Origin of the sequence: Methanobacterium sp. BRmetb2, assembly GCA_003491285.1 — an archaeon.
GTDB lineage: Archaea > Methanobacteriota > Methanobacteria > Methanobacteriales > Methanobacteriaceae > UBA117.
The window spans coordinates 1,888,326-1,911,664 of the sequence record CP022705.1; the positions used below are offsets into that span (position 1 = coordinate 1,888,326).

20 protein-coding genes and 1 pseudogene are annotated in these 23,339 nt (G+C 31.9%); 9 read left to right on the forward strand and 12 right to left on the reverse strand.

The annotated features are described in order from the left end of the window. Nucleotides 1-32: 32 nt before the first annotated feature. Nucleotides 33-560 (reverse strand): SAM-dependent methyltransferase, encoded by a 528-nt coding sequence (locus tag CIT01_09465; GenBank protein ID AXV38413.1) that lies wholly within the window; start codon nucleotides 558-560, stop codon nucleotides 33-35. Nucleotides 561-619: 59 nt separating this feature from the next. Beyond that, the gene (locus CIT01_09470) at nucleotides 620-1,486 is read right to left on the reverse strand and encodes a GHMP kinase (protein AXV38414.1); all 867 of its coding nucleotides are present in this window, start codon (nucleotides 1,484-1,486) and stop codon (nucleotides 620-622) included. 252 nt (nucleotides 1,487-1,738) lie between these two features. On the opposite strand from CIT01_09470, the gene CIT01_09475 reads away from it, so the two are divergent. After that, entirely contained in the window at nucleotides 1,739-2,404 is a 666-nt protein-coding gene (locus tag CIT01_09475; protein ID AXV38415.1) for a PHP domain-containing protein, read from the forward strand. 58 nt (nucleotides 2,405-2,462) lie between these two features. On the opposite strand, the gene CIT01_09480 is transcribed toward CIT01_09475, so the two are convergent. Next, on the reverse strand, nucleotides 2,463-3,113 hold the full coding sequence (locus tag CIT01_09480; GenBank protein AXV38416.1) for a 2,5-diamino-6-(ribosylamino)-4(3H)-pyrimidinone 5'-phosphate reductase: 651 nt from the start codon (nucleotides 3,111-3,113) through the stop codon (nucleotides 2,463-2,465). An 86-nt stretch (nucleotides 3,114-3,199) separates the two neighbouring features. Beyond that, the gene (locus CIT01_09485) at nucleotides 3,200-3,490 is read right to left on the reverse strand and encodes a hypothetical protein (protein AXV38417.1); all 291 of its coding nucleotides are present in this window, start codon (nucleotides 3,488-3,490) and stop codon (nucleotides 3,200-3,202) included. A gap of 180 nt (nucleotides 3,491-3,670) precedes the next feature. Between CIT01_09485 and CIT01_09490 the strand changes: the two genes are divergently transcribed. Next, nucleotides 3,671-4,051: a 4-carboxymuconolactone decarboxylase gene (locus CIT01_09490; protein AXV38418.1), complete on the forward strand. Its 381-nt coding sequence runs from the start codon at nucleotides 3,671-3,673 to the stop codon at nucleotides 4,049-4,051. A 41-nt stretch (nucleotides 4,052-4,092) separates the two neighbouring features. On the opposite strand, the gene CIT01_09495 is transcribed toward CIT01_09490, so the two are convergent. From CIT01_09495 to CIT01_09505, 3 genes are all read right to left on the reverse strand, one after another. Next, the gene (locus tag CIT01_09495; GenBank protein AXV38419.1) at nucleotides 4,093-4,851 is read right to left on the reverse strand and encodes a DNase; all 759 of its coding nucleotides are present in this window, start codon (nucleotides 4,849-4,851) and stop codon (nucleotides 4,093-4,095) included. Between the two features lie 76 nt (nucleotides 4,852-4,927). After that, complete coding sequence (uppS, locus tag CIT01_09500) at nucleotides 4,928-5,695, reverse strand: di-trans,poly-cis-decaprenylcistransferase (protein ID AXV38420.1); 768 nt, start codon at nucleotides 5,693-5,695, stop codon at nucleotides 4,928-4,930. Continuing rightward, nucleotides 5,670-6,404: a methyltransferase gene (locus tag CIT01_09505; GenBank protein AXV38421.1), complete on the reverse strand. Its 735-nt coding sequence runs from the start codon at nucleotides 6,402-6,404 to the stop codon at nucleotides 5,670-5,672. The genes uppS and CIT01_09505 overlap by 26 nt, the downstream gene beginning before the upstream one ends. Nucleotides 6,405-6,620: 216 nt before the next feature. On the opposite strand from CIT01_09505, the gene CIT01_09510 reads away from it, so the two are divergent. Further along, nucleotides 6,621-7,331, forward strand: a complete 711-nt coding sequence (locus CIT01_09510) for a hypothetical protein (protein AXV38422.1) — start codon at nucleotides 6,621-6,623, stop codon at nucleotides 7,329-7,331. A 210-nt stretch (nucleotides 7,332-7,541) separates the two neighbouring features. Then, on the forward strand, nucleotides 7,542-8,195 hold the full coding sequence (locus tag CIT01_09515) for a hypothetical protein (protein AXV38423.1): 654 nt from the start codon (nucleotides 7,542-7,544) through the stop codon (nucleotides 8,193-8,195). A gap of 88 nt (nucleotides 8,196-8,283) precedes the next feature. On the opposite strand, the gene CIT01_09520 is transcribed toward CIT01_09515, so the two are convergent. The 5 genes and pseudogenes from CIT01_09520 to hisD form a co-directional block, all read right to left on the reverse strand. Further along, a complete protein-coding gene (locus CIT01_09520; protein AXV38424.1) occupies nucleotides 8,284-10,302 on the reverse strand; it encodes a hypothetical protein in 2,019 nt (672 codons plus the stop codon). Between the two features lie 479 nt (nucleotides 10,303-10,781). Then, on the reverse strand, nucleotides 10,782-11,237 hold the full coding sequence (locus CIT01_09525) for a hypothetical protein (GenBank protein AXV38425.1): 456 nt from the start codon (nucleotides 11,235-11,237) through the stop codon (nucleotides 10,782-10,784). 596 nt (nucleotides 11,238-11,833) lie between these two features. Then, nucleotides 11,834-13,747: pseudogene (gene hemL / locus CIT01_09530) on the reverse strand (glutamate-1-semialdehyde-2,1-aminomutase). 318 nt (nucleotides 13,748-14,065) lie between these two features. Continuing rightward, a complete protein-coding gene (aspS, locus tag CIT01_09535) occupies nucleotides 14,066-15,385 on the reverse strand; it encodes an aspartate--tRNA(Asn) ligase (protein ID AXV38426.1) in 1,320 nt (439 codons plus the stop codon). 190 nt (nucleotides 15,386-15,575) lie between these two features. Beyond that, a complete protein-coding gene (gene hisD / locus CIT01_09540; GenBank protein AXV38427.1) occupies nucleotides 15,576-16,865 on the reverse strand; it encodes a histidinol dehydrogenase in 1,290 nt (429 codons plus the stop codon). 311 nt (nucleotides 16,866-17,176) lie between these two features. Between hisD and CIT01_09545 the strand changes: the two genes are divergently transcribed. The 5 genes from CIT01_09545 (at nucleotide 17,177) to CIT01_09565 (ending at nucleotide 23,202) form a co-directional block, all read left to right on the forward strand. Then, the gene (locus tag CIT01_09545) at nucleotides 17,177-17,479 is read left to right on the forward strand and encodes a hypothetical protein (GenBank protein AXV38428.1); all 303 of its coding nucleotides are present in this window, start codon (nucleotides 17,177-17,179) and stop codon (nucleotides 17,477-17,479) included. 240 nt (nucleotides 17,480-17,719) lie between these two features. Next, entirely contained in the window at nucleotides 17,720-19,099 is a 1,380-nt protein-coding gene (locus CIT01_09550; protein ID AXV38429.1) for a 2,3-diphosphoglycerate synthetase, read from the forward strand. 304 nt (nucleotides 19,100-19,403) lie between these two features. Continuing rightward, nucleotides 19,404-20,627: an MBL fold metallo-hydrolase gene (locus CIT01_09555; protein ID AXV38430.1), complete on the forward strand. Its 1,224-nt coding sequence runs from the start codon at nucleotides 19,404-19,406 to the stop codon at nucleotides 20,625-20,627. Nucleotides 20,628-20,839: 212 nt separating this feature from the next. After that, nucleotides 20,840-21,253: a hypothetical protein gene (locus CIT01_09560; GenBank protein ID AXV38431.1), complete on the forward strand. Its 414-nt coding sequence runs from the start codon at nucleotides 20,840-20,842 to the stop codon at nucleotides 21,251-21,253. Nucleotides 21,254-21,537: 284 nt separating this feature from the next. After that, nucleotides 21,538-23,202: a thermosome subunit gene (locus CIT01_09565; protein ID AXV38432.1), complete on the forward strand. Its 1,665-nt coding sequence runs from the start codon at nucleotides 21,538-21,540 to the stop codon at nucleotides 23,200-23,202. The last annotated feature ends 137 nt before the right edge of the window (nucleotides 23,203-23,339 follow it).

Below are 23,339 nucleotides of genomic sequence, written 5' to 3' on the forward strand. Positions count from 1 at the left end.
AATTAGTTGAATGATATGTGTTAATAGATAAATTATAATTTAGATGACCATATTTTCAGTTCTTTTAGTCTAGGCGGAATTCCATCATCTCCTGAGGATTCTAACCAACCATTACTTGATTTAATATCTTCAACTGTTATTGACGAATTTACAAAATCTATTAAGCCCCGATTCCTAATTATTGTATTTCTGGGCTTTAAAGTAGATGCCCATATGAAGAATACCTTAAAGGTAGTGTCGGGATGATAACCACCACCTAAATCAATTGATAAAACATCACATTTTCCAATTTTTTTAAAAACCAGTTCAAGAGTTTTATGAAGTCTAACATCAGCTCGGATAAATTCCACATGGGGATGTTCTTCCATAATGATTGCCATTTTATTAACCGATTCAGGACTGTTATCCAATGCAATCACCTGGCCTTCGCTGACTAAACCTGCTATTATCTTTGTGGAATTACCTACATGACATCCTAATTCCACCACTGAGTCTTTTTTTTTAAGGGTATCTCTTAACAGATCCTGGTAATCTTTAATGTCGTATACAAGTTTAATCATGCTATCCCCATTTCTAAGAAAATCCTAAAAAGTTTTACCCGGTTTAAAAATTTATCTTATTACACGAATCTAACGCCTTTAAAATCAATTTTAGCAGTTAATACATTTTCTACACTGCTTTCTGGATACTTTGATAGTGCAAATGCAGTATTTCCCAGCATAGCCATTGAAGACCCGAGTGTTTCCTCTCGCATTATATCCACTATTTCCAGCACTTCATCACTTATTAATGACGTTTCTAGAGCAAATTTATAGGACAAATCCATGAATTTTTCAGGACAGGGATTTTCAATAATTTTTTGAATCATTATTTTACCAGCATTACTAATTTTCTCTTTTAGTGTGGGATGGTCAATTATACTGGCTGTATCCAGCTTACCCAAGGTTTTGGTAATAACATAAAGTTCATCAGAGATTATTCTATCTGTTCTTCCTATTCCAGGAGCTCCCTCTCTTGTTCTTATTACTATGCCTCCCATAATTTCAGCTATTACATCACCTAAACCACTCATCATCTCTACTTCGGCCACATGTGCAATACTGGCTGCCTGAAAACATGATAATGGTAAATTCAATGCTTTAATAAGTGAAAGAGATGTTCCTAAAGCTCCTGAAGCAGATGTTCCAAACCCGGCTCCAATTGGAACTTCTATTTCATGTTCTATCTCTAAAACTAGATCATCTAATTTGAACCTATTTTTAATTAAGTCCACTGTTTTTTTAGTTACACAAGCATTATCTTCATTCTTTTTTCCATTTATTTTTACACTAACTTTATCTTCACCTTTACCTACTTTTAGATGGGTTGTTACTCCTTTGTCTAATACTACTCCTGCTCCTTTGGATCCTTTTTTTAAAGGGTCATTATTATTTATAATTTCAAAAAAACCGGTTATATGGCCTGGAACAAAAATTTTAGTTTCCATTTTTATCACGTATCTGTTTTACTGGAGAATTAAAGTTTTTTTTATTATTATTTTATCTATTTTTCCCTTCCATTTCAATTAGAAATTGAATTGTTTATAAGTTAAAGATAAAGGATATCATATAATCATTCAAACTATCTCATCATTAAATGCAATATTTTTTTACTTTCTTAATGTGTTAATTTATTTATCATTAATCTTTAATAAGTTGAAAAACAATAATACTTTTACCTAATTAATGGGGGATATCAAATTAAAAAAAGGATAGATCTTCACACACATAGTCTATTTAGTGATGGCGAGCTTTTACCCTCTGAAATAGCTCGAAGAGCTCACGTTTTAAATCACCAGGCCGTAGCAATAACTGATCATGTAGATGCATCAAATATAGATTGTGTAGAACGTATAATTAATGCTGTTTATGATATTCAGGACAACTGGGACATTGTTGTTGTACCTGGAGTAGAAATTACACACACACCGACACAAGTAATTTGCAAACTCGCCAACCGTGCCCGGAAATTAGGGGCAGAAATTATTATTGTACATGGAGAAACTTTAGCCGAGCCAGTCATAGAAGGAACAAATCTTAATGCAGTTAATTGCCCGGAAGTTGATATTTTAGCACATCCTGGCCTAATAACAATTGAAGAAGCAGAAATTGCTTGTGACAATGATATTGCACTTGAGTTAAGTGCTAGAAGAGGACACTGTTTAGCCAATGGTTACGTGGCTGATGTGGCTATGGAAGTGGGTGCTAATCTGGTGCTTGATACTGATACTCATTCTCCCAGTGATTTAATATCATATGAAACTGCTCATAAAATTGCCCTAGGGGCGGGTTTAAAGGGAAAAGATATAGAAAAAGTTTTAGAAGAAAATCCACAACAAATTTTAAAAAGGAAAAATCTTCTATAAATTTTGTTTATTTATTTTTTATTATTTATGAATAACATTATATTCAACAATAAGGTCGTTAGTGAATAGCATTGTATTCAACAATAAGATCATTACCCAATTTATAACTTTTTTTAAGCCTTAATTTGTATGCATTATTCATATAATCCACACCAGAGCCATCTACCAATGTTTTTGATTTGGTTCCACCAGCTATCATTGGAGCTATGCATACTCTAACTTCATCTATCAATTCATCTTCAAACATGGAATAGTTGAGAGTGGAGCCTCCCTCTAACATTAAAGATTTTAATCCCCTTTTTGCAAGTTCTTCCAGTAGTTTTTTAAGATTTACCTGTTCATCGCCACAAATTAAAACTTCTACCTTTTTTTGCAAACTTTTTACTCTATTAACTGGCGCTTTTTTTGTAACTGCAATTATTGTTGGAGCTTCGTCATTTAGAACACGGGATTTGAGGGGTATGCGGGCTTTATTGTCTACTACGATTCGGGTAGGGTTATCCTTTAAATTTGCCGGTATTTTGTGAACGGTGAGTCTGGGATCATCGGCTAAAACAGTATTGATTCCCACCATTATAGCATCAGAATTTTTTCTAAGTTCATGAACTCTTTTTAGATCATCTTCACCCGAAATTTCAGAGCTACCTTTTTTAGTTGCAATCTTACCATCAAGGGTCATAGCGGCATTTAGTATTACGTAAGGCTTCATATTATCACTTAAATGATAAATTAAAATTAATATAAATGTTAATTTAGTCTATGAATTTGTCTACGTTTTTTAAATTCATTAGTAATTTATTGTTGGCCAGTTATGCTCAACCATAGCTGTTCAATTTGCATGATAATTGAATTGATACTGTCTAATATGCTTTGTATCGGATCTAAACTTTCTTCAATATCGTGGACAGCATTTTCAGTAATATTTGTTGCATTAGATATTGTTTCATTGGTTACCTTTTTGATTTCATCTAAATCTCCAAGTTTTTCTAAAATACTTAAATCAGGTGCAGTATCGGCGTAGGAATAATTTAAAAATCCTAATGATATTAGGAAAATACTTAATATAGCAAAACTTTTTTTAATCATACTATCACCATACAAAATTAAATTAATTTAATTAAATCAATAATTATTTTAACTGATTTCTTATTTATATTTATATTAATCCAATTCACAATAACTATGGCTTAATTACTAGTTAATCCTAAGAACATTTGTATAATACCATCTTAAAAACATACAATAAAATTAAAATGAGATGATTCTATGGAAGAAGAAAGATTTCAAAAAGGTTTGAAAATATTGGAAAAATATAACCCTGATTCTTTTAACAATTTAAGGAAAAGTTTAGAAGATGTAGCCCCTGATCTTGCCAGATTTGTTGTAGAATTTCCTTATGGAGATATTTATTCAAGACCTGGTTTGGAGATGAAGACCCGGGAGATGATCACAGTAGCAGCACTAACTGCACTGGGAACCGCAGAATTACAACTTAAAAGTCACATAACTGCTGCTCTAAATGCAGGGTGTACTCGAGAGGAGATAATAGAAATAATGATTCAATTGGCAGCTTATGCAGGATTTCCTGCAGCTATTAATGGAATTAATGCAGCTAAAGATGTTTTTGAAAGTAGGGATGAAAAATAAATTCCACAAATTAAAAAATAATTATAAAATAATTTTTTCAGTCAGATTTGAAAAATTTTTTTAGCATTTTTTTCAGTCAATTTATCAATTTTTTCAAAGCTTACCTCTTTAATTTCTGCAATTTTCTGAACAGCTTCTCTAACATATACTGGTTCGTTACGTTTACCTTTAAAAGGGGATAAATAAGGACTGTCTGTTTCAGTAATAATGTTAGCTAAAGGTAAATCTTTTACCAAATTTTGGTGATGATTGGAAAAACATATCATAGTGGAAATTGATATGAAATATTCCTCATCTACAATGTCTTTTGCTGTGGGAGCATCTCCACTATAACAATGAAATATAACATTAGGAATGTTTGAATTTTTTTTAACCAACTCAAAAGCTTTTTTTTCTGAATCACGTGCATGTATCACCAGAGGCATTTCATATTCAGATGCAAGATCAATAAATGATTCAAATACTTTAATTTGTTTTCTTCTACCTTCAACATCTTTGGTGTGATGAAAATCTAATCCAGTTTCACCAATAGCAACAGCTTTATCTATATTGGAGATAATTTCTTTTTTAGCATCTTCCAATACAATTGCTTCTGCTTTAGCTGCATTTACTGGGTGAAAACCAAGAGTACCATAAATAAAGCCTTTGTATTCCTTTAAAAGTTTTAGTGTTCTTCTATTTCCACCTAGAGTTGCACCGGAATTAATAATAGCTGTTAATTCAGCTTTAGCTCTTTTTATTACATCTTTTCGGGTTTTGTTATAATCTTTGAAATCAACGTGGCAGTGTGTATCAATCATTTTTTAACCTCCCATCTAAAATTAGAAATTCAAAAAATAGATTATCTTATTGTCAATTAATAAATTTTATTGAAGTTTAGACACCAAAACGTCTTTCCCTTTGTTGATATGATCTTAAAGCCCTTAAAAAATCAACTTTTCTTAGTTGGGGCCATAAACTATCACAGAAATATAATTCAGAATATGATGATTGCCATAATAGAAATCCACTTAGTCGTTCTTCGCCACTTGTCCTAATTATAAGGTTAGGATCCTCCAAACCGGCAGTGTAAAGATTTTTATTCACTAAATTTTCATCTATATCGGCAATGTTTATTTTGTTGTCTTTAACATCTTTTGCAATTTTTTTAATTGCATCAAGTATCTCCAGGCGGCCATCGTATCCAATTGCAATATTAACAAGTCTCTTATCGTAGGAAGCTGTAGATTCTTCTGCTATTTTTATGGCATTTTTAACATTTTCAGGAAGTAATTCTAATTGGCCCACAGCTTTGACTTTAACCTGATTGTCATGTATTTTTTTATTTCTTGCTATTCCTTCAAAATTTTCCTGGAATAGTCTCATTAAACCTTTAACTTCTTCTGGCGATCTATTGAAATTTTCGGTTGAAAATGCATAAACCGTTACAATTTTTATTCCCAGATCTATACACCAATCTAAGACACTTTCCAGAGTATTAACACCACGTTTGTGTCCTTCAATTGCTTCTTTTTGTCCTTGAAGTCTTGAATATCTTCGGTTACCATCCATTATTATGGCAATGTGTTTTGGCATATTTTTTTGATTTAGATTGCGTGATATATACCATTCGTAAACTTTATAAACTGGAGTTAAAATTGACATGTTTATTCCTACTCTTTAAGTCAACTAGATAATTTGCAAATTTCAAAGATCTCACAAATCCATTAATGCTTTGAGATCTCGATGTATCGATGAAAATTTTATCAATCCCAAGAGTTACAGCACCATAGCTAATACCGGAACCTAAAAAAACTAGGGTTCTGAATATTAAATTCCCAGAAATACCATCTGGTGCTAAAATAAGATTACATCCATCATTAATTGCATCTTCTATTAATATATAGTAATGTTTAACTGGATATTTATCCTTTGTGATCGAAGTAACTTTTTTCCCTTGATTAATAGAATTGTCTATTTTTTTACTTCTACCAATATCTTGGGCTCTGCCCCCGGAAAGTACAGCTATTTCAGGAGTTGCTCCTATTTGTTTTAAAAATTCAGCAGCATATGTAATTATAGTTACTTTATCTGATAAGGAGTCTCCTTCATCAATACCTACAGGTGCTAAAAGAAATTTATGATTATTGATTTCTAAAAAAGATGCTCTGTAAATTTTCTGGTCAGAAGCCTCTCTTATCTTATTTATTATTTTAGAAGCAGATAATGATCCTCTTACAGCAGCATCTATATGGCCTTTTAATAATAAATCTACAAGTTCACTTTCAGATTCAACTGCAATTACCTTAAAGTCTAATTGGTTTATGGCTTTAAGAACTGCAGAATTTTCTCCTATTCCAATTCCGATTGTCATAATATCATCATAAAATTTTACAACAATATTTATATTATATCTAAGCTTATTAAATTAAATAAATATATGATTATGAAATATATTTATCTCATAAAAAATAAATCTAACATTTCTGATACTATAAAAATCGATAAAAAAATAAAAAATAAATAAAAAAATAAAAAAAATTCTAAAAATTAAATTATTTAGTTCAAAATAAAAAATAAAGGTGAATACATGTCAAGAAAGGACGTTATAATCATAATTCTATTTATACTCATAGTAGGATTAGGATTTATGGCTTATCAATTCAATACATCAGCTCAGCAAAATGTAATGCAAGGAGAACATAAAGTATTACTCCTAGCAGCTGATCCATCAGAGCAAAGACCCGGTATCGGTGCTATCGATATGGCTTTTATAATCACAGTCAAAGATGGAAAAATTATAAATAATACTCCTGTCTATCCAGGAGGGATGGCACATCCAACTGAAGCAGCACCGCTTGAAGTACAAAAACAGGGTGTAAGTAGACTATTATTGCATGATTCATTCTGGTATGAAGACAATGAAAAATGTGCAAAATTAGCCCAGGAGATAGTAGAATACAATACTGGAGAAAAAACAGATATTGTAGTTGTTGTTACTCCTGAAGCAGTCGATGCCCTGATTCAAGCAGTAGGGCCTGTTTATATAGAGGGATCTGGGTACATTAATGGTAGCTCAATAGAGTTTTTAAGATCTGAACAAGACGTAGGCGGCCTTTCTAGAGGTAATGCGATTGAATCTGTGATGAAAGCTATTGCTAATGCATCCAAAGACAAATCTAAATATTTAGCATTGATACAGGCAGCCATATCTCAATATAGTCAGGGAAATATTGTGGTTATTCCACAAGGTGCTTTCATTCAATTTGTAATGTCCAGTGGATTAAGTGGAATTTCTTAATCTAATTTTCGATTTGAAATTCCCCTTACCTTATTTTTCTTTTTCTTTGTTTTTGAATAATTAAAAAATAAAATATTAACTTCCACTTATCCTAAAAATCTAATCAATAAATTTAATAACAAGATTAATTTATATATTAATAATAAATTTTTTATTTGGCAGTTAACCATATTGGTGCGTTTTCATGTGATACTTAGTTGAGGGGTTTGCATGGCTTTAAAGAGTAATGTTAACAATTCACACAATTTAGATTCTTCTAATACTTTTGGAGGATACTTAGTTTGTTTTAGCTGTAGTGGATATTATGAACTTAAAGCAGGTGAATCTCCTGGAGATTTTGAGGAATGTGAATGTGGGGGAGAACTGCAATATTTTGAAAATATTGATAAATTATTTTTGGAGAATGAAAATTCTGATAAATTTAATGAAGATATAAACGATGTTGATGTGTTTTCTGTAATAGATAATCTAACATCTAAAGCAGAAAAGAGAAAGGAAGTTTTTAAAGAACTATCAAAACGTGTTGAAGTACAGGAAGATTTATTGAATAAAATTAAACAAGGAAAATCATCACTTTTAGATGAAATCAATGAAAAAAACTTAAGTAATGATATAGGTGAACAAAAATTAGTTCTTCAAGATATAATTGAAGAAGAAGAATTAGATTTAGAAATACAAAAGGAACTTCTTGAAACTTTAAAAGATGATCAAAATAAATTGCTGGAACTTGCTGACGATAAGAGATATAAAAAGAGATCTTCTACGTCAACAATTTACATAGGATCTGTGGGGATTGATCAGAGATTTTTTATTTTGATAATTGTTTTAATAGTGATTATTATTGGACTTTATATTATTCTTTAGATTATTTAGATTATTTATTACATTAGTATTTTTTATAATCTATAATCTATTATTTCTCAAAAGAAAATAAGGGGAGATGTTTAAGGTATTATTTTTGTTTTCGTTTTGCTTCAATGATTAAAATTAGAAATGCTAGAATTAATAGTATTAAGAATATAATTCCAGTTGATTGTAAGCCAGTTTTCTTTTGATCAAATTCATTTTCACTATCAAAATCTTCAAAGTTAACTAAACCACGATTTATACTTCTTTTTATAAATTCCAATAGTCCCTTATTCAGGGAGTATTTATTGGATTTAGTTATATGGTTGTTCAAAATGTTTTGAGATTTTTGGCGGTTGTTTTGATTGTTTTCAGTTTTAGATGAGGTTTTCGTCATTGTTAATGTGGCTGTTCCTGTGGATGATAGGTATTGTGTGTTTTCTAGATAGGTTGCGGTTATAGTGTACGTTCCTGGTTTCCAGTTGGTGGGTATTATCCAGTTTAGTGTGGCTATTCCATTTATTACATTTGCGGTTCCTATTAGTGTGGTTCCAATTTTGAATGTTACTTGTCCCTGGTTTATGGGGTTGTTGTTAATGTCGCTTATATGTGAAGTTATTGTGATTTTTTCCCCGGCTATGCTTTCTAAGTCATCTGTGATGACTTTAGTCGGTGTTTTTCCCCCTATATTAACGTTTATAATGTTTTTCAGTGTTTCATAGTCCAACGTTGCGGTTATAATGTTCTCGCCTATTTTGTCAGGGATGAAGGTCGTTATGGCAATTCCACTTTTAAGGGCGGGTTCTGATTGTTCTAATATTCCATCTTTTGTTGAAAGAATGATTTTGATGTCATCTGGCACATGACCATATTGAGGATCATGATATTGGCCATGGTTATCATGACACAAGTCTACTGTTATTTTTGATATATCCCCTTTCGTTATATTATCAGGATCGGATGTTGTAGTTAAAATCAGCCAGGTATCAGAAATAACATCTCCTATAACACCTGATGGGCCATCGTTTGAACCCCACCAGTTATATCTGGCGTCAATATTACTATAGTCAATACTATAAATTTGACTGGGACCATTATCCAATATCCTACAAAACCAAATAGTTCCTTTCTCATTCTCACTGTAAATAACACTACCTTTTATTGCAGTGTTATTAACAAATGTACAGTTCTGTATCGTAAAATAACTTTTTATCGTATAATAAAGGGTTGGGTAGACTAATATAGCTCCTCCAGTATATGCTGTGTTGTTTGTGAATGTATTTCCCGTCAAAGTCATATTACCGTGAGTACAGCTTATACCACCTCCAATCTGACCATAGTTATTGTTGAAATTACTGTTAATAATTTTTAGACTACCATTATAATGGCGGATAGCACCTCCATTAAATGAACCAATATTTTGTTTGAATGTACTATTTGAAATTGTCAAATTACCATAATAACTGCTTATTGCACCACCATCAGGAGCAGTGTTGGATGCGAATATTGAGCCCATTATTATTACATTGCCATACCTACTGCTAATAGCCCCACCATCAAGTTTTGCTTTGTTGCCAGTGAAAGTGGAGTTAATTACTGTTAAATTACCACCATTATTGTCAATGGTACCATTAGTTGCAAAATTGTCAGTGAATATAGCATTCGTTATTGTTAAATTTCCTTGATTGTTGATAAACCCATTATCACCATTATATTTATTATTAGTTAGCGTCAGATTATTGATGAGGAAATTTATTCCGGAAATGATATTGAAAATTGTGTTCTTTTTTGCGTATATCAAAGTGTTTATATTGTTTTCTCCGGTTATAGTCATGTTTTTATTTATATTGACTGTATCTTCGGTGTATGCTCCTTTTGATATATATACAAGTCCGTTAATTCCCACAGTTTCTGTTGCATTTTTTATTGTGGCTTTAGGTCCACTTGTCCCGTTCCAAGTTGGAGATAGGCCATCCCAGAAATCATTTCCAGTTGTACTTACGTAAATAATGTTTTTATTTCCGGTTGCGTCTGCAGCACTAACAGCGCTAATACATATTAAAAGTATAAAAATGCCTGTGAGAAAAAAGGAGATATTAAATGTTTTACTAATTTTTCTTTTCATTTGTTTTCACCTCCTTTATTATATTTATGTCAATCCCCCCTTATTTTCGTGGAATTTTTGGATATTTAATTGAAAATTGTATATAATCCAATTTGGGGGGAGTTCCACATTTTTGAGGGGGATTGGTATATGTTAAACAATTTGCTTAACAATTAAAATTTAAAGAAAATAGTATATATAATTTATTATTTTTTATAAATTAACGCACAAAATTTATATTTATATCCCTTTTTAAACTATGTTTTTTGCTTTATTTATATAATAAATTGCTTAATTTTTAAAATTTTATATGTTAAATTTGATAATTCCAAAATTAAATACCATATGTAACTTTTTTTTTTATTATGATAAATTAGTTCAATATGTTATTAGAATTTTATGCATACTTTCTCCTGTTGAAAATTACATAGCCCAATTTATAATTTTGAAAATTTTAATCAGATTATGCCAGGAATTCTTTAACCAATAAACTGATTATTTTACAATGGTTTGTATGGCTGTTCTGTATGACTAGTGAATCTATAATCTTTTAAGGTGTCGAAATATCTTTTTTGATCCATATTGTAAATTGTCGGTTGAATTGTAGGATCATAAATCCGGTTATTCCAAATAAGACAGGCGTGACTGTATTTACCAGATTTATGTTTTAAATTCACTAAAAATAATTTTCTTTCGCCTTTATTGTAGAGATAATCCAGAAATGCCACAGCTTTGTCATCACAGTCCCCGTATCCAAGATTCCATAATTGTGCTGGTGTTTTTGGTTTTGATGTTGTTACATCACCTCTGTAAGGTAGCTCAGCGATTCTATTGAAATATTTAATTACATCATAGTTATCAGGCGATAAAAAAGTATTGAGCGGAGCTACTGCAGTGCAGATTGATAATGATATGGTTAAAATGAAAACCACCGTAAATAAGCTCAATTTATACATAATTACTATAATGGCATCAAAAAATCAAAATTTCACAAATTAACTGGTTAAATACGATAAAAGTAAATAAATTTTATCCTAATCTAAACGTCCATTGGTTTATAAAAAAATATTATACGTATTTGCGTCATTTTTGTATTTTTCAGGTTTAACCAGTTTTTGGAATTTTAATAGTTTGAATTGTAGGATCCAAAGTTTTTAATACCACTTCTCCCAAATTATATTAAAAAAATATTAATATATAAATTTTTATATATTTAAGAAAATATCGCATTAATTATTCTAAATTTTTTATTTTAAATTAAATTAATTTCAAAAAAATCAATTTTAAAACTATAAATTTAAAAAAAATAAGTTTTATTGTCCTATAATTAGTTAAATTCCTCAAATATATTGATTTTTTAATCAATATATAACTAAATTAATAGTTATAATTTTTATTAGAAATTTACGCATAAAATTTCCATAAATTTTGTATTGAAAATGAAGTTTAAAAAAATATGCACTTAAAAAATGATATTTAATTCTTTGGATTTGTTTTAAATCCTTTCTAGTTAAAATTAAATTAAAATAAAAAAAGATAAGGGATATTAAATTCATTTAATAGCAGTTTTCATACTTTCAATGGTTTTTTGCAAGTCCACATCATCATGCATTAAGGAGATGAAACAACATTCAAACTGTGACGGCGGTATGAAAACACCCTGCTCTAAAAGTGAATGGAAGTATTGGGAAAATTTTTCAGTATCTGCAGTTTTAGCATCCTTATAATCTAATATTTCATTTTTTGTGAAATATATTTGAAACATGGAGCTTAAACCTGCCACTTGATAGTCTAAGTTTGAATCATCAATTATATCCTTGATAGCACTTCTCAACAGATTCCCTTTTTTCTCTAATTCAGTATAGAATGTGCTATTTAATTCTTGCAAAGTGGTAAATCCAGCAGTTATGGATATTGGATTCCCATTAAATGTTCCGGCCTGATATACATTTCCAGAAGGTGCAATCATCTCCATTAATTCTTTTTTACCAGCTAATGCGCCCATAGGAAAACCTCCACCCAATATTTTTCCTAAAGTAACTAAATCAGGAGTTACATTATAATAATCTTGCGCCCCACCTTCAGCTAATCTAAATCCAGTAATGACTTCGTCAAATATTAATATGATACCATTTTCTTCAGTTATCTGGCGTAAAAATTCTAAATAATTTTGTTTTGGAGGAATACATCCAATGTTACCCATAACGGGTTCTACAATAATAGCAGCAATATTATTTTTTTCATGCTCTACAACATCAATCACTGCTTTTTCATCGTTAAAAGGAACTAATATTGTATTTTTAGTTGTTTCTTCTGGAACACCTGGAGAATCTGGCTTTCCTGCTGCTCCAGACCCAGATTTTACCAGCACATAGTCGTGGGCGCCATGATATGATCCTTCAAATTTGATGATTTTAGTTTTATTGGTAAATGCTCTGGCCAATCTAATGGCACTCATAGTAGCTTCTGTACCAGAATTTACAAATCTAACCATATCCGCACATGGAACCTTACTCACCACTAATTTAGCTAACTCAATCTCTTTTTCGGTGGGTACTCCATAGGCTGAACCTACATCTAACTGTTTTTTAACTTCGTCTACCACTTTTGGATGGGCATGTCCTAAAACCAATGGTCCATATGCAAGACAATAATCAATATAATTATTACCATCAACATCGTAAAGTTTAGATCCTGATGCTTTTTTAGCAAAAAAGGGATAAGGTTTATAGGCTCTTACTGGTGAATCCACTCCTCCAGGGAGGAATTCTTTTGCTTGATTAAACAATTCTTTTGAATTCATTCATAACGACTCCTTACTTAGACGAATAATTGAATTGGTAACTGCCACGGCAACCGGTGTTCCACCTTTAGGTCCTTCTGTGATAAGATAGGGGATATCAGTCTCTTGAAGCTTCTTTTTGGATTCTGCTGCACCAACAAAGCCTACAGGCACACCCACAATAGATTTAACTTCCATTTCATCATTTTTTACTAAGTTAATCACTTCAAAGAGTGCAGTAGGTGAATTACCAATAACTACAATTCCTTCAAATCCTTTTGATGCTGCTAACCTCATTGCTGCGGCTGCTCGAGTTATACCTTCAGTTCTAGCGATATCTATGGTTTTTTCATGAGTGATATAACATTTAATTTCACCAGAATATTTATTGATTCCGGTTTTAACCATATTGATATCTGTTAATATATATTTATTATTTTTAACAGATTCTAAACTTTTTTTTAGAAAATCACTGCTAATTTTAGTGATATCTGCATACTCAACATCTGCTGTAGAATGAACAATTCGTTCCACAATACTTCTTTCATAAGGTGATAAATGGGAAATTTTATTCCCTATAAGGGATTTCACAATTTTCCTGCTCTTTAAAGCAATATCATAGCCTTGTTTTGTAGATGCACCCATAAAATTATCGTTTTCCGAGGATTTAGAACCTTTTTCCATATTTTCACTCGCATTTATAATTTGTCCTTTAAAAGATTGTTTATCAACAATCTATATATATTTTATAAGCCTACATTAAATTACAAAAAGAAGTATTACATGGTGTCCATTATCATCTCATGTAACTTCTTTTTGTTTATACTATTAATTCTACAAATTCAATTTTTTATAATTTCAATAGTAATGATTAATCAACTGAAAAACTATTTATTTCTCACAAGTAATCAGTTGAAAAGGCGTGTAAAGTTTTAAAAAGTAAATTATTTCAAAAATAATAGATTTAATAAAAAAAATATAAAATCAACCATATGAGGTTGATTATGGGGTTAATCTTCTTCGATCACGTGGGAACAAAACCGTCTCTCTAATGTTTTTTGCTCCAGTGATGCACATGGTAAATCTTTCAGCACCTAGTCCCCAACCAGCATGTGGTGGCATACCATATTCAAATGCAGCCAGATATCTTTCAAAAGAATTTGGATTAAGGCCCTTATTTTTTATTCTTTCAACCAGCAGATCCAGTTTGTGAACCCGCATGGCCCCAGATGATATTTCCAGGTCTTTATACATTAAATCAAATGCCAAACTTTTTTCTGGTTCAGCTTCGTCGGGCATAACGTAGAATGGTTTTATGTCAGTCGGCCACCCTGTAACGAAATAGTATCCATCCAGTATTTCTCCAATAACTTTTTCAGCAGCTCTGGAAAAGTCTTCTCCGTGCCTCATTTGGACGCCTTTGGAGTTAACCAGATCTACCACTTCGTCATAGTCTATTCTCTGGAAAGAGCCTTCAGGTATCTGGAGGTCCACACCTAACACTTCAAGATCCTTACTGCAGTGATCTAAAACATCTTTAAGGGCAGTTTTCACAAGGTTTTCCAGAGTATCCATCACATCTTTTTCATTAGAAAAGGAAGATTCAATATCTATAGATATTACTTCATTTAAGTGCCTTAGAGTGTCGTGTTCTTCTGCTCTAAAAATTGGGGCTATTTCATAAACTTTATCAAAACCAGCAGACATCATAATCTGCTTGTAAAGTTGGGGGCTTTGACCCAGGAATGCTTCCCGTTCAAAGTAGGTTATAGGGAAAAGTTCGGTACCACCTTCAGTGGCAGAAGCAACAAGTTTAGGGGTGTTAACCTCAATAAAACCATTTTTTTCAAGGAATACTCTTACGGAGTGGAGCATCCTACTTTTAACTTTAAATACAGCACTTACTCCTTGTTTTCTAAGATCAAGGAATCTGGAATCCAGACGGGTGTCTATTTCTGCTCTGACTTTTTCTGTTGGGTCAAGTGGTAGTGGTAGTTTTGATTCATTAAGAACTCTTAACTCTTCAGGTATGATCTCTACTCCACCCGGAGCCTTGGGAGATTCTTGTACCTTCCCTCTAAATGCTATGACTGATTCTTTTTTTAATTTTCTGATTTCCTCAAACAATTCTGGGCTAATTTTTTTACTTGGAGCAGTAATCTGGATGATTCCATCTCTATCTCTTAAAAGTACGAATATAATTCCACCAAGGTCTCTTATTTCATGAACCCATCCCATTAATGTAATTGTTTCTCCTTCTAATTCAGAATCTACGTTTTTTGAATAATGTGTTCTTCTCCAATTTCCTAATGAATATGTCAAATTTATTCACCTCTAAATATTGTTATATCTATTATTAAATGTTCAATTAATGAAAACAAACTTATAATTAGTCAATTCATTTCTATAATAATCAAAATTACATCAAGAATTATTATATTTAATTTGTATAATAAACTAATTAACTAAGTTGTTATTGTTAAGTTGAACTAATTTTTTTGCTAAATATTCTTCACTTATTTGAATTATTATTTGAGGATCTAATTCTAACAGATTCTGCATGGGCATATAAACCTTCACATTCTGCTAAGGTTACAACCATATCCTCTAAATTTTTCAACCCTTCCCTGGTCAGTTTCTGTACAGTAGGCTTTTTTAGGAAAGATTCAGTTGAAAGCCCGGAATACATCTTGGCACATCCTGCTGTTGGTAAAACATGGTTTGTACCAGACCCATAATCTCCAGCAGCAACTGGTGTTAATTTTCCAAGAAATATGGATCCTGCATTTTTTATATCCTCTAAAATCTTCTCAGGATATTCGGTCATAATGATTAAATGTTCAGATGCATATTCATTGGCAAATTTCACAGCTTCATTCATGGATTTTGCCACAACGATCTTCCCATACTTTTCCAGGGCTTCTTCTATTATTTCTTTTCGCTGCATATTGCGAATTTCTGAGGAAATCTTTTCATTAACTTGTATTGCTAAATCTTCTGAAGTAGTAACCAGTACTGAAGCAGCATTAGGGTCGTGTTCTGATTGGGCCAGCATGTCATAGGTTATATAATCAGGATTAGCACTATTATCAGCGATTATTAGAACTTCGGATGGTCCTGCAGGAAAATCTATATCTACAGTTCCATAGACCAGTTTTTTAGCAGCCGTAACAAATATATTCCCAGGTCCCACTATTTTATCCACTTTGGGGATGCTGGCTGTCCCATAGGCCATAGCTGCGATAGCTTGAGCTCCCCCAACACAGTATATCTCATCTGCACCAGCAATATCTGCTGCAACCAGAACCATGTCATTAACATTTCCATCCAGTGTTGGTGGAGTACAGCATATTACTTTTTCTACACCTGCAATTTTTGCAGGTATTATAGTCATCAATATGGTGGAGGGGTAGATTGCACGTCCTCCGGGTATATAACATCCCACAATTTCCAGTGGTCGAATAATTTGTCCTGCATGTATTCCTTTATCCACTTCCATAAACCATTCCTGGGGTATCTGGGCTTTGTGGAATTTTTTTATATTTTGGGCTGCTTTTATAAGAGAAGTTACTATTTTTTCATCAACATTATTGTAACTATCTTTGATCTTCTCTTTTGATACTTTAAAATCGTCCAAATTAACATTATCAAATTTTTTAGTATAATATTTTAATGATTTATCCCCATTTTCTTTTATATCATTGATTATGGTATCAACAGTAGCTATGATCTCATCTATATCAATTTGTGACCTTTTAATAGTGTCTTTAGTTTTATGACTTATGTTTCTGATGATTTCCATATTATCACACTCTAATATATTGTAATTAGGATTAATAAATTGTCATTGTAATGTTTTTATTACCATTAATTATTATTTAATCAAAAACCTTTATCTATATTGATTTTCAATATTATTATGAAGTCGTGATGGTGGTTGCATAGTTGCATATACTTATTAATAATGTAATAAATAATAATAGCTACCACTTTGTTTAGGCCCTGAATACAATAATATTGATCTGTATTGTTGGAAATAATTTTATATAATAAAAAAATTTATTACTGCTTAAGATACTTAATTTTTTTTAGAAGGATACGAGGTCTGGGAATATGTATAAAGATGAGATGATACAACTGCATCAATTTTTAGTATATGTTTTAAAATATTTGGAGAACGGCTATGAAATTAGGATGGAATGTGATGAATATCTGAGTCTGAGTATAAGCCCGCACCATATTCACAGAACAAAGGCCGAACATAAATATGCCATATTTGTTCTATCCAGCGCTATTTCAGAAATTATTGCCAAGGAAAACTCTGATACTCTACCCACTAACGTTGTAAATGGATTATCAGAACTTGCAAAAAGATCAAAAAAGGAAATGATCAATACTCAAACCATAAAAGTTTAACCTTTAACATAATAAGAGGGACACATTTTAAATAATTTGGCAGTATACAATTCTAATATTAATAATATCCAATTTTGATGATATCTTTTTTGATAGGTATTTATTTAACTAATTATTCTATTAACCTAAAATCATATTTTTTACATTTTTTATTTAATTATTTAATCTTATTTTAAAATACTAACATTAATTAACACTTAGCACCAAAATAGTACTGTACACGATTATGTTGGTGTTAACATGAAAGCAATGAAAAGAATGTTATGTTTAGTAGATGGGGAACATTATTTACCAGTTACAAAATCAGCAATTGATACTCTGGATAATATAGAGCATATAGAAATAGTGGCAGTTGTATTTATCGGAGGAACAGAAAAACTCAGAGAATTTTCTGAAGAATCCTTTGCCCAGAAACTTGGAAGACCAGTTCATTTCGGACCTCATTCTCACAAAATACCTTATGATCTAATTGGAAAAGCAGTTGAAAAATATGATGTTAATATAGTCATGGATTTAAGTGATGAACCAGTGGTTGATTACTCTAAACGGTTTAAAATAGCTTCTCTTGTTCTGGGGATGGGCGTCCCTTATGAGGGTCCTGATTTTAAGTTTTATCCAGTTTCTGAATATGATGTTTTAACCAAACCTTCAATTAAAATACTTGGAACTGGTAAAAGAATTGGAAAAACTGCCGTATCTGCATATGCGGCCCGGTTGATACATGAAAAAAAATTCAATCCTTGTGTTGTGGCCATGGGCCGGGGCGGTCCAGAAGATCCTGAAATAGTTAGGGGAGATTTGATAGATATAACTCCTGAATATTTAATGGAACAATCAGAAAAGGGAGTTCACGCAGCCTCAGACCATTGGGAAGACGCTTTAATGAGCCGTATATTAACTATTGGTTGTAGAAGATGCGGTGGGGGAATGGTTGGAGATGTTTTCATAACTAACATGAAACAGGGAGCCAAATTGGCCAATGAGGTAGACGCTGATTTTGTGATTATGGAAGGAAGTGGAGCAGCTATTCCGCCAATCAAAACCAATAAGCACATTGTTTTAGTAGGAGTTAATCAACCTATAATCAATATCGAACGATTTTTTGGACCATACCGGATAAATCTGGCGGATTTAATAATTTTAACCATGTGTGAAGAACCTATGGCCAGTCAAAAAAAGGTAAAACGTGTGGAAAAATTTATAAAAGAGCAAAATCCTGAAGCAGTGGTAATACCAACAGTGTTTAGGCCAAAACCTTTGGGTGATATAAAAAATAAAAAAATACTCTTTGCCACCACGGCTCCAGATTCCATTAAGGATGTTTTGGTAAATCATTTAGAAGAAAATTACAACTGTAAAGTGGTTGGAACAACTCCTCATCTATCAAATAGACCACTTCTTCAAAAAGACATTGAAAAATACATAGATGAAGTAGACATAATGTTAACTGAACTGAAAGCCGCTGCAGTGGATGTTGCTACCAAAGATGCACTTGATGCAGGCTTGGGTGTTGTTTACTGTGACAATATACCGATAGTAACTGAAGGAGGGCCTGATATTCTTCCTGATGCTATAATAAAACTGGTGGAGGATGCAATATCAGATTTTAATTCTAAATAACATTTTATTTTATTTCATAGGTTAAATCCGAATATTTACTTTTTTAAATTTATATTTAAGGAGATAAATTTTATTTTTTTTGATTTAATTAATTAAAACTAATTAGTCCTGATTTAAATTTAGATTCATACTCATAATGGAATATAAAATAATGAATATTATTAAAGGCATTTTTTGGGAGTATTACATATTTAAATTGCTTATTTTTTGAAATGAGTTAAAATTTAGGATAATACAGGCGAATAGTAAAAAATTTTAATGATCAATTAAAAATATATTGGTATAAGTTTATGTGGTGTTAAAAATGAAAGCAGATGCTAAAAAAATTTCAGATGGAGTTTATTGGGTTGGTGTTTTTGATTGGGATTTGAGAACCTATCATGGATATACATTGAAAGGAACAACTTATAATGCCTATTTAGTTTTTGGTTCCGATAAAGTTGTTTTAATAGACAACACTTATCCTGGAACATTCCCACAAATGTTGGGAAGGATTATGGATGCTTTTGAAAAGGAAGGTAAAGAGTTAAGTATTGATTTAATAGTCCAAAATCATGTGGAAAAAGATCATAGTGGAGCTTTGGTGGAAATTCATAATAAATTCCCAGAAGCTCCCATATACTGTACTCAAAAAGCTGTAGATGGATTAAAAAATCATTATACTGCTCTTGAAAATGTTGATTTCAATGTAGTTAAAACAGGCGACTCTTTAGACATAGGTGGAAAACAACTTGCATTTTTAGAAGCACCTCTGCTTCACTGGCCAGATAGTATGTTCACTTTATTATTGGAAGATGGAATATTATTTTCTAACGATGCCTTTGGACAACATTTATGTGTTATGGAACGTTTAGATAGTGAGATTAGTGAAGATATTGTGATGGACGCTGCTCAAAAGTTTTTTGCTAATTTGATCACACCGTTTGCACCCTTGGTCTTAAGGAAGTTTGAAGAGGTGAAAAGTTTAGGTTTACTGGAAAAAATTAAAATTATTGCCCCGTCGCATGGCCAAATCTGGACAGAACCAATGAAGATCATTGAAGCTTATACAAACTGGTCTACAGGTCAGTGTAAAGATAAGGTTACAATCATTTATGATACAATGCATCAGTCTACACAAAGAATGGCACATGCATTTGCTGAAGGAATTATGGCTCAAGATGTTGATGTAGTCATGTTCTTTTTACATGAGGATGAACGCAGTGAAATTGTCAAAGAAATTTTGGACAGTAAAGCAATCTTGTTTGGCAGTCCCACAATATTTAACGGCCCATATCCAAGTACTGGTGATCTGATATACTATTTAAATGGATTAACTTTCAATCGGACAGGTTCTAAAAAATTAGCCATTACATTCGGTTCAAAAGGATGGGGTGGTGGAGCAACCCGCAAACTTGCAGAAGATTTAGAAAAATGTGGCTTTGAAATATTCGATAAATATGAAGTTAACTACGTGCCTACCGAAACTGAACTGGAAGAATGTTATTTACTTGGCAAAAAACTGGCAAATGAGGTTAAAGGCAGTTAAACATTATATTAGGAATTGATTGATATCTTTCATTAGTTTCCTAATTTATTCTATTATTTTTTAAGGATTTTTTTAGAAAATTAATTTTATAGTTAATTAAATCATTAAAAAATTATTAATATTTTTTTAATTACAAATCTATTTACAATTTGAACTTTATATTATAATATTAATTATAAAGGTTCTGAGAATGGTTTTAGGGGGTGAAACATGTGAAATACTTAAAAATTAAAAATGATATGGATTCTAAACAACGATTGATTTTGAGTTTATTCTGGACTAATCGTAAAGCAGCCCGTGCTGAAGGGTGTGCACCCTTTTTAGTTAAAAGAATAAGTACAGAAAACAATAATTACGTTCCTGAGGATGGAAAACTACTTAAATTATCTGAAAATATTTTAGAGGATATTTTAAGTGATATGGAATCAGGTAAAAGAGTTGATCTGGAACTGGAACTTGGCGAAGAATTATTTAATGCCACAATTGGAATGGATTGTTTCTCCATATCTGCTACAAAAGACCCAGAATTAGAGGATGAGATCATAGAAAAATTGGAATCTGAATTAAACCGCAAATATCCCAACTTCTGTGAAACTTTTATTCCACGGGTAATGCCTCAAAATTGATGTCTTCCACTTTTTATTTAATTTTAAATTTGTAGAAATACATTTTTTAGTACGTATTTTTAATTCTTTAATTTAATTTTTTTAATAATTATTCCTTAAATTAGTTTAAAATACTTATTCACATTTTATTTTTTGATTAACATCACATTATTTAGTAATTTATTTTTATACATGATTAATATGAGATATATTTGTTTTAAATGTATATTGTTTAAATCCAATATTCGAAAAATATTTATAGAACCTCTAACCCATCGATAAATTACAAAGAAAGAGGTGAAATAATGGCACAATTAGGTGGCCCAGGCCAACCAGTTTTAATATTACCAGAAGGTACTAATAGATTCTTAGGACGAGACGCTCAAAGAATGAACATATTCGCGGGAAAAGTTCTTGCAGAAACAATTAGAACAACTTTAGGCCCAAAAGGAATGGACAAAATGCTAGTTGATTCCTTAGGCGATATTGTGGTAACTAATGACGGTGTTACCATTCTCAGAGAAATGGACATAGAACATCCAGCAGCCAAGATGCTGGTAGAAGTGGCCAAAACCCAGGAAGACGAAGTAGGGGATGGAACCACAACTGCAGTTATAATCGCTGGAGAATTATTAAAAAAAGCAGAGGATTTACTGGAAATGGACATCCATCCTACAGTAATTGCTATGGGTTACAGACAAGCAGCTCTAAAGGCAATGGAAATCTTAAATAAAATTACAATCGATGCTGATGATCGTGAAACTCTAATGAATGTGGCCATGACTGCTATGACAGGAAAAGGAAGCGAAAAAGCTAAAGAACCGTTAGCAAAGCTTGTTGTCGATGCAGTAATGCAAGTTGAAGAAGAAGGTGAAGTTGATAAGGATAATATTAATATTCACAGGATTCAAGGGGCAGTTGTAGATGATTCTCAGATTGTAAATGGTGTTGTTGTAGATAAAAGTAGAGCAGATCCTTCCATGCCTAAAAAAGTAGAAAATGCTAAGATTGCTTTACTCAAATACCCAATTGAAGTAAAAGATCTTGAAACTGATGCTAAAATCAAATTAACTGATCCATCACAGATGCAAGCTTTCATTGAAAATGAAGAACAAATGATCAAAGACATGGTTCAAAAAGTTGTTGATTCTGGTGCCAATATTTTATTCTGTCAGAAAGGTATAGATGACCTGGCACAACATTACTTAGCAAGAGAGGGTATTTTAGCTGTTAAAAGAGTTAAAAAATCCGATATGACCCGTCTCGAAAAAGCTACCGGTGCACAATTGGTAACTAACATTGACGATTTAGATTCAGATTCATTAGGAGAAGCTGGATTAGTATATGAAAAGAAAATCTTCGATGAAGTTATGATATTTGTAGAAGACTGTGCAGAACCTAAAGCTGTATCTATAATAATCAGAGGAAGCACTAGACATGTTGCAGAAGAACTGGAAAGAGCTCTCGAGGATGCAATAGGTGTTGTAGCTGCTACTATTGAGGATAAAAAGGTTGTAATTGGTGGAGGTGCTCCAGAAATTGCAATTTCTAAAGAATTAAAAGATTATGCATCTTCTATTAGTGGAAGAGAACAGCTTGCTGTTGCAGCCTTTGCTGAGGCACTGGAAGTAGTTCCCAAAACATTAGCTGAAAATGCTGGTTTGGATAGTATAGATTCTCTCGTGGATCTAAGAGCCGCACAGGAGACTTCTCCTTATATGGGACTTGATGTCTTTAAAGGTGAAGTTGCTGACATGAAAGTTGCTGGAGTGGTGGAACCTCATCGAGTTAAAAAACAGGCAATTCAATCTGCAGCAGAGGCAGCTGAAATGATTCTCAGAATTGATGATGTCATTGCAACCACCGGTACTGGAAGTGCCCCTGACATGGAGGGTATGGAAGGAATGGGTGGAATGGGTGGAATGGGTGGAATGGGTGGAATGCCTGGTGGAATGCCGCCCATGATGTGATTAAAGGATTTGATCCTTTAATTTCTTATTTTTTTTAAAAATTAAGTTTTAAAATTAGTTTTGCACTTAAATTGTTAACTTTTTTTTAAAGATTAATATTTATAATGATTAATAATAATTTATAATGATTAATAATA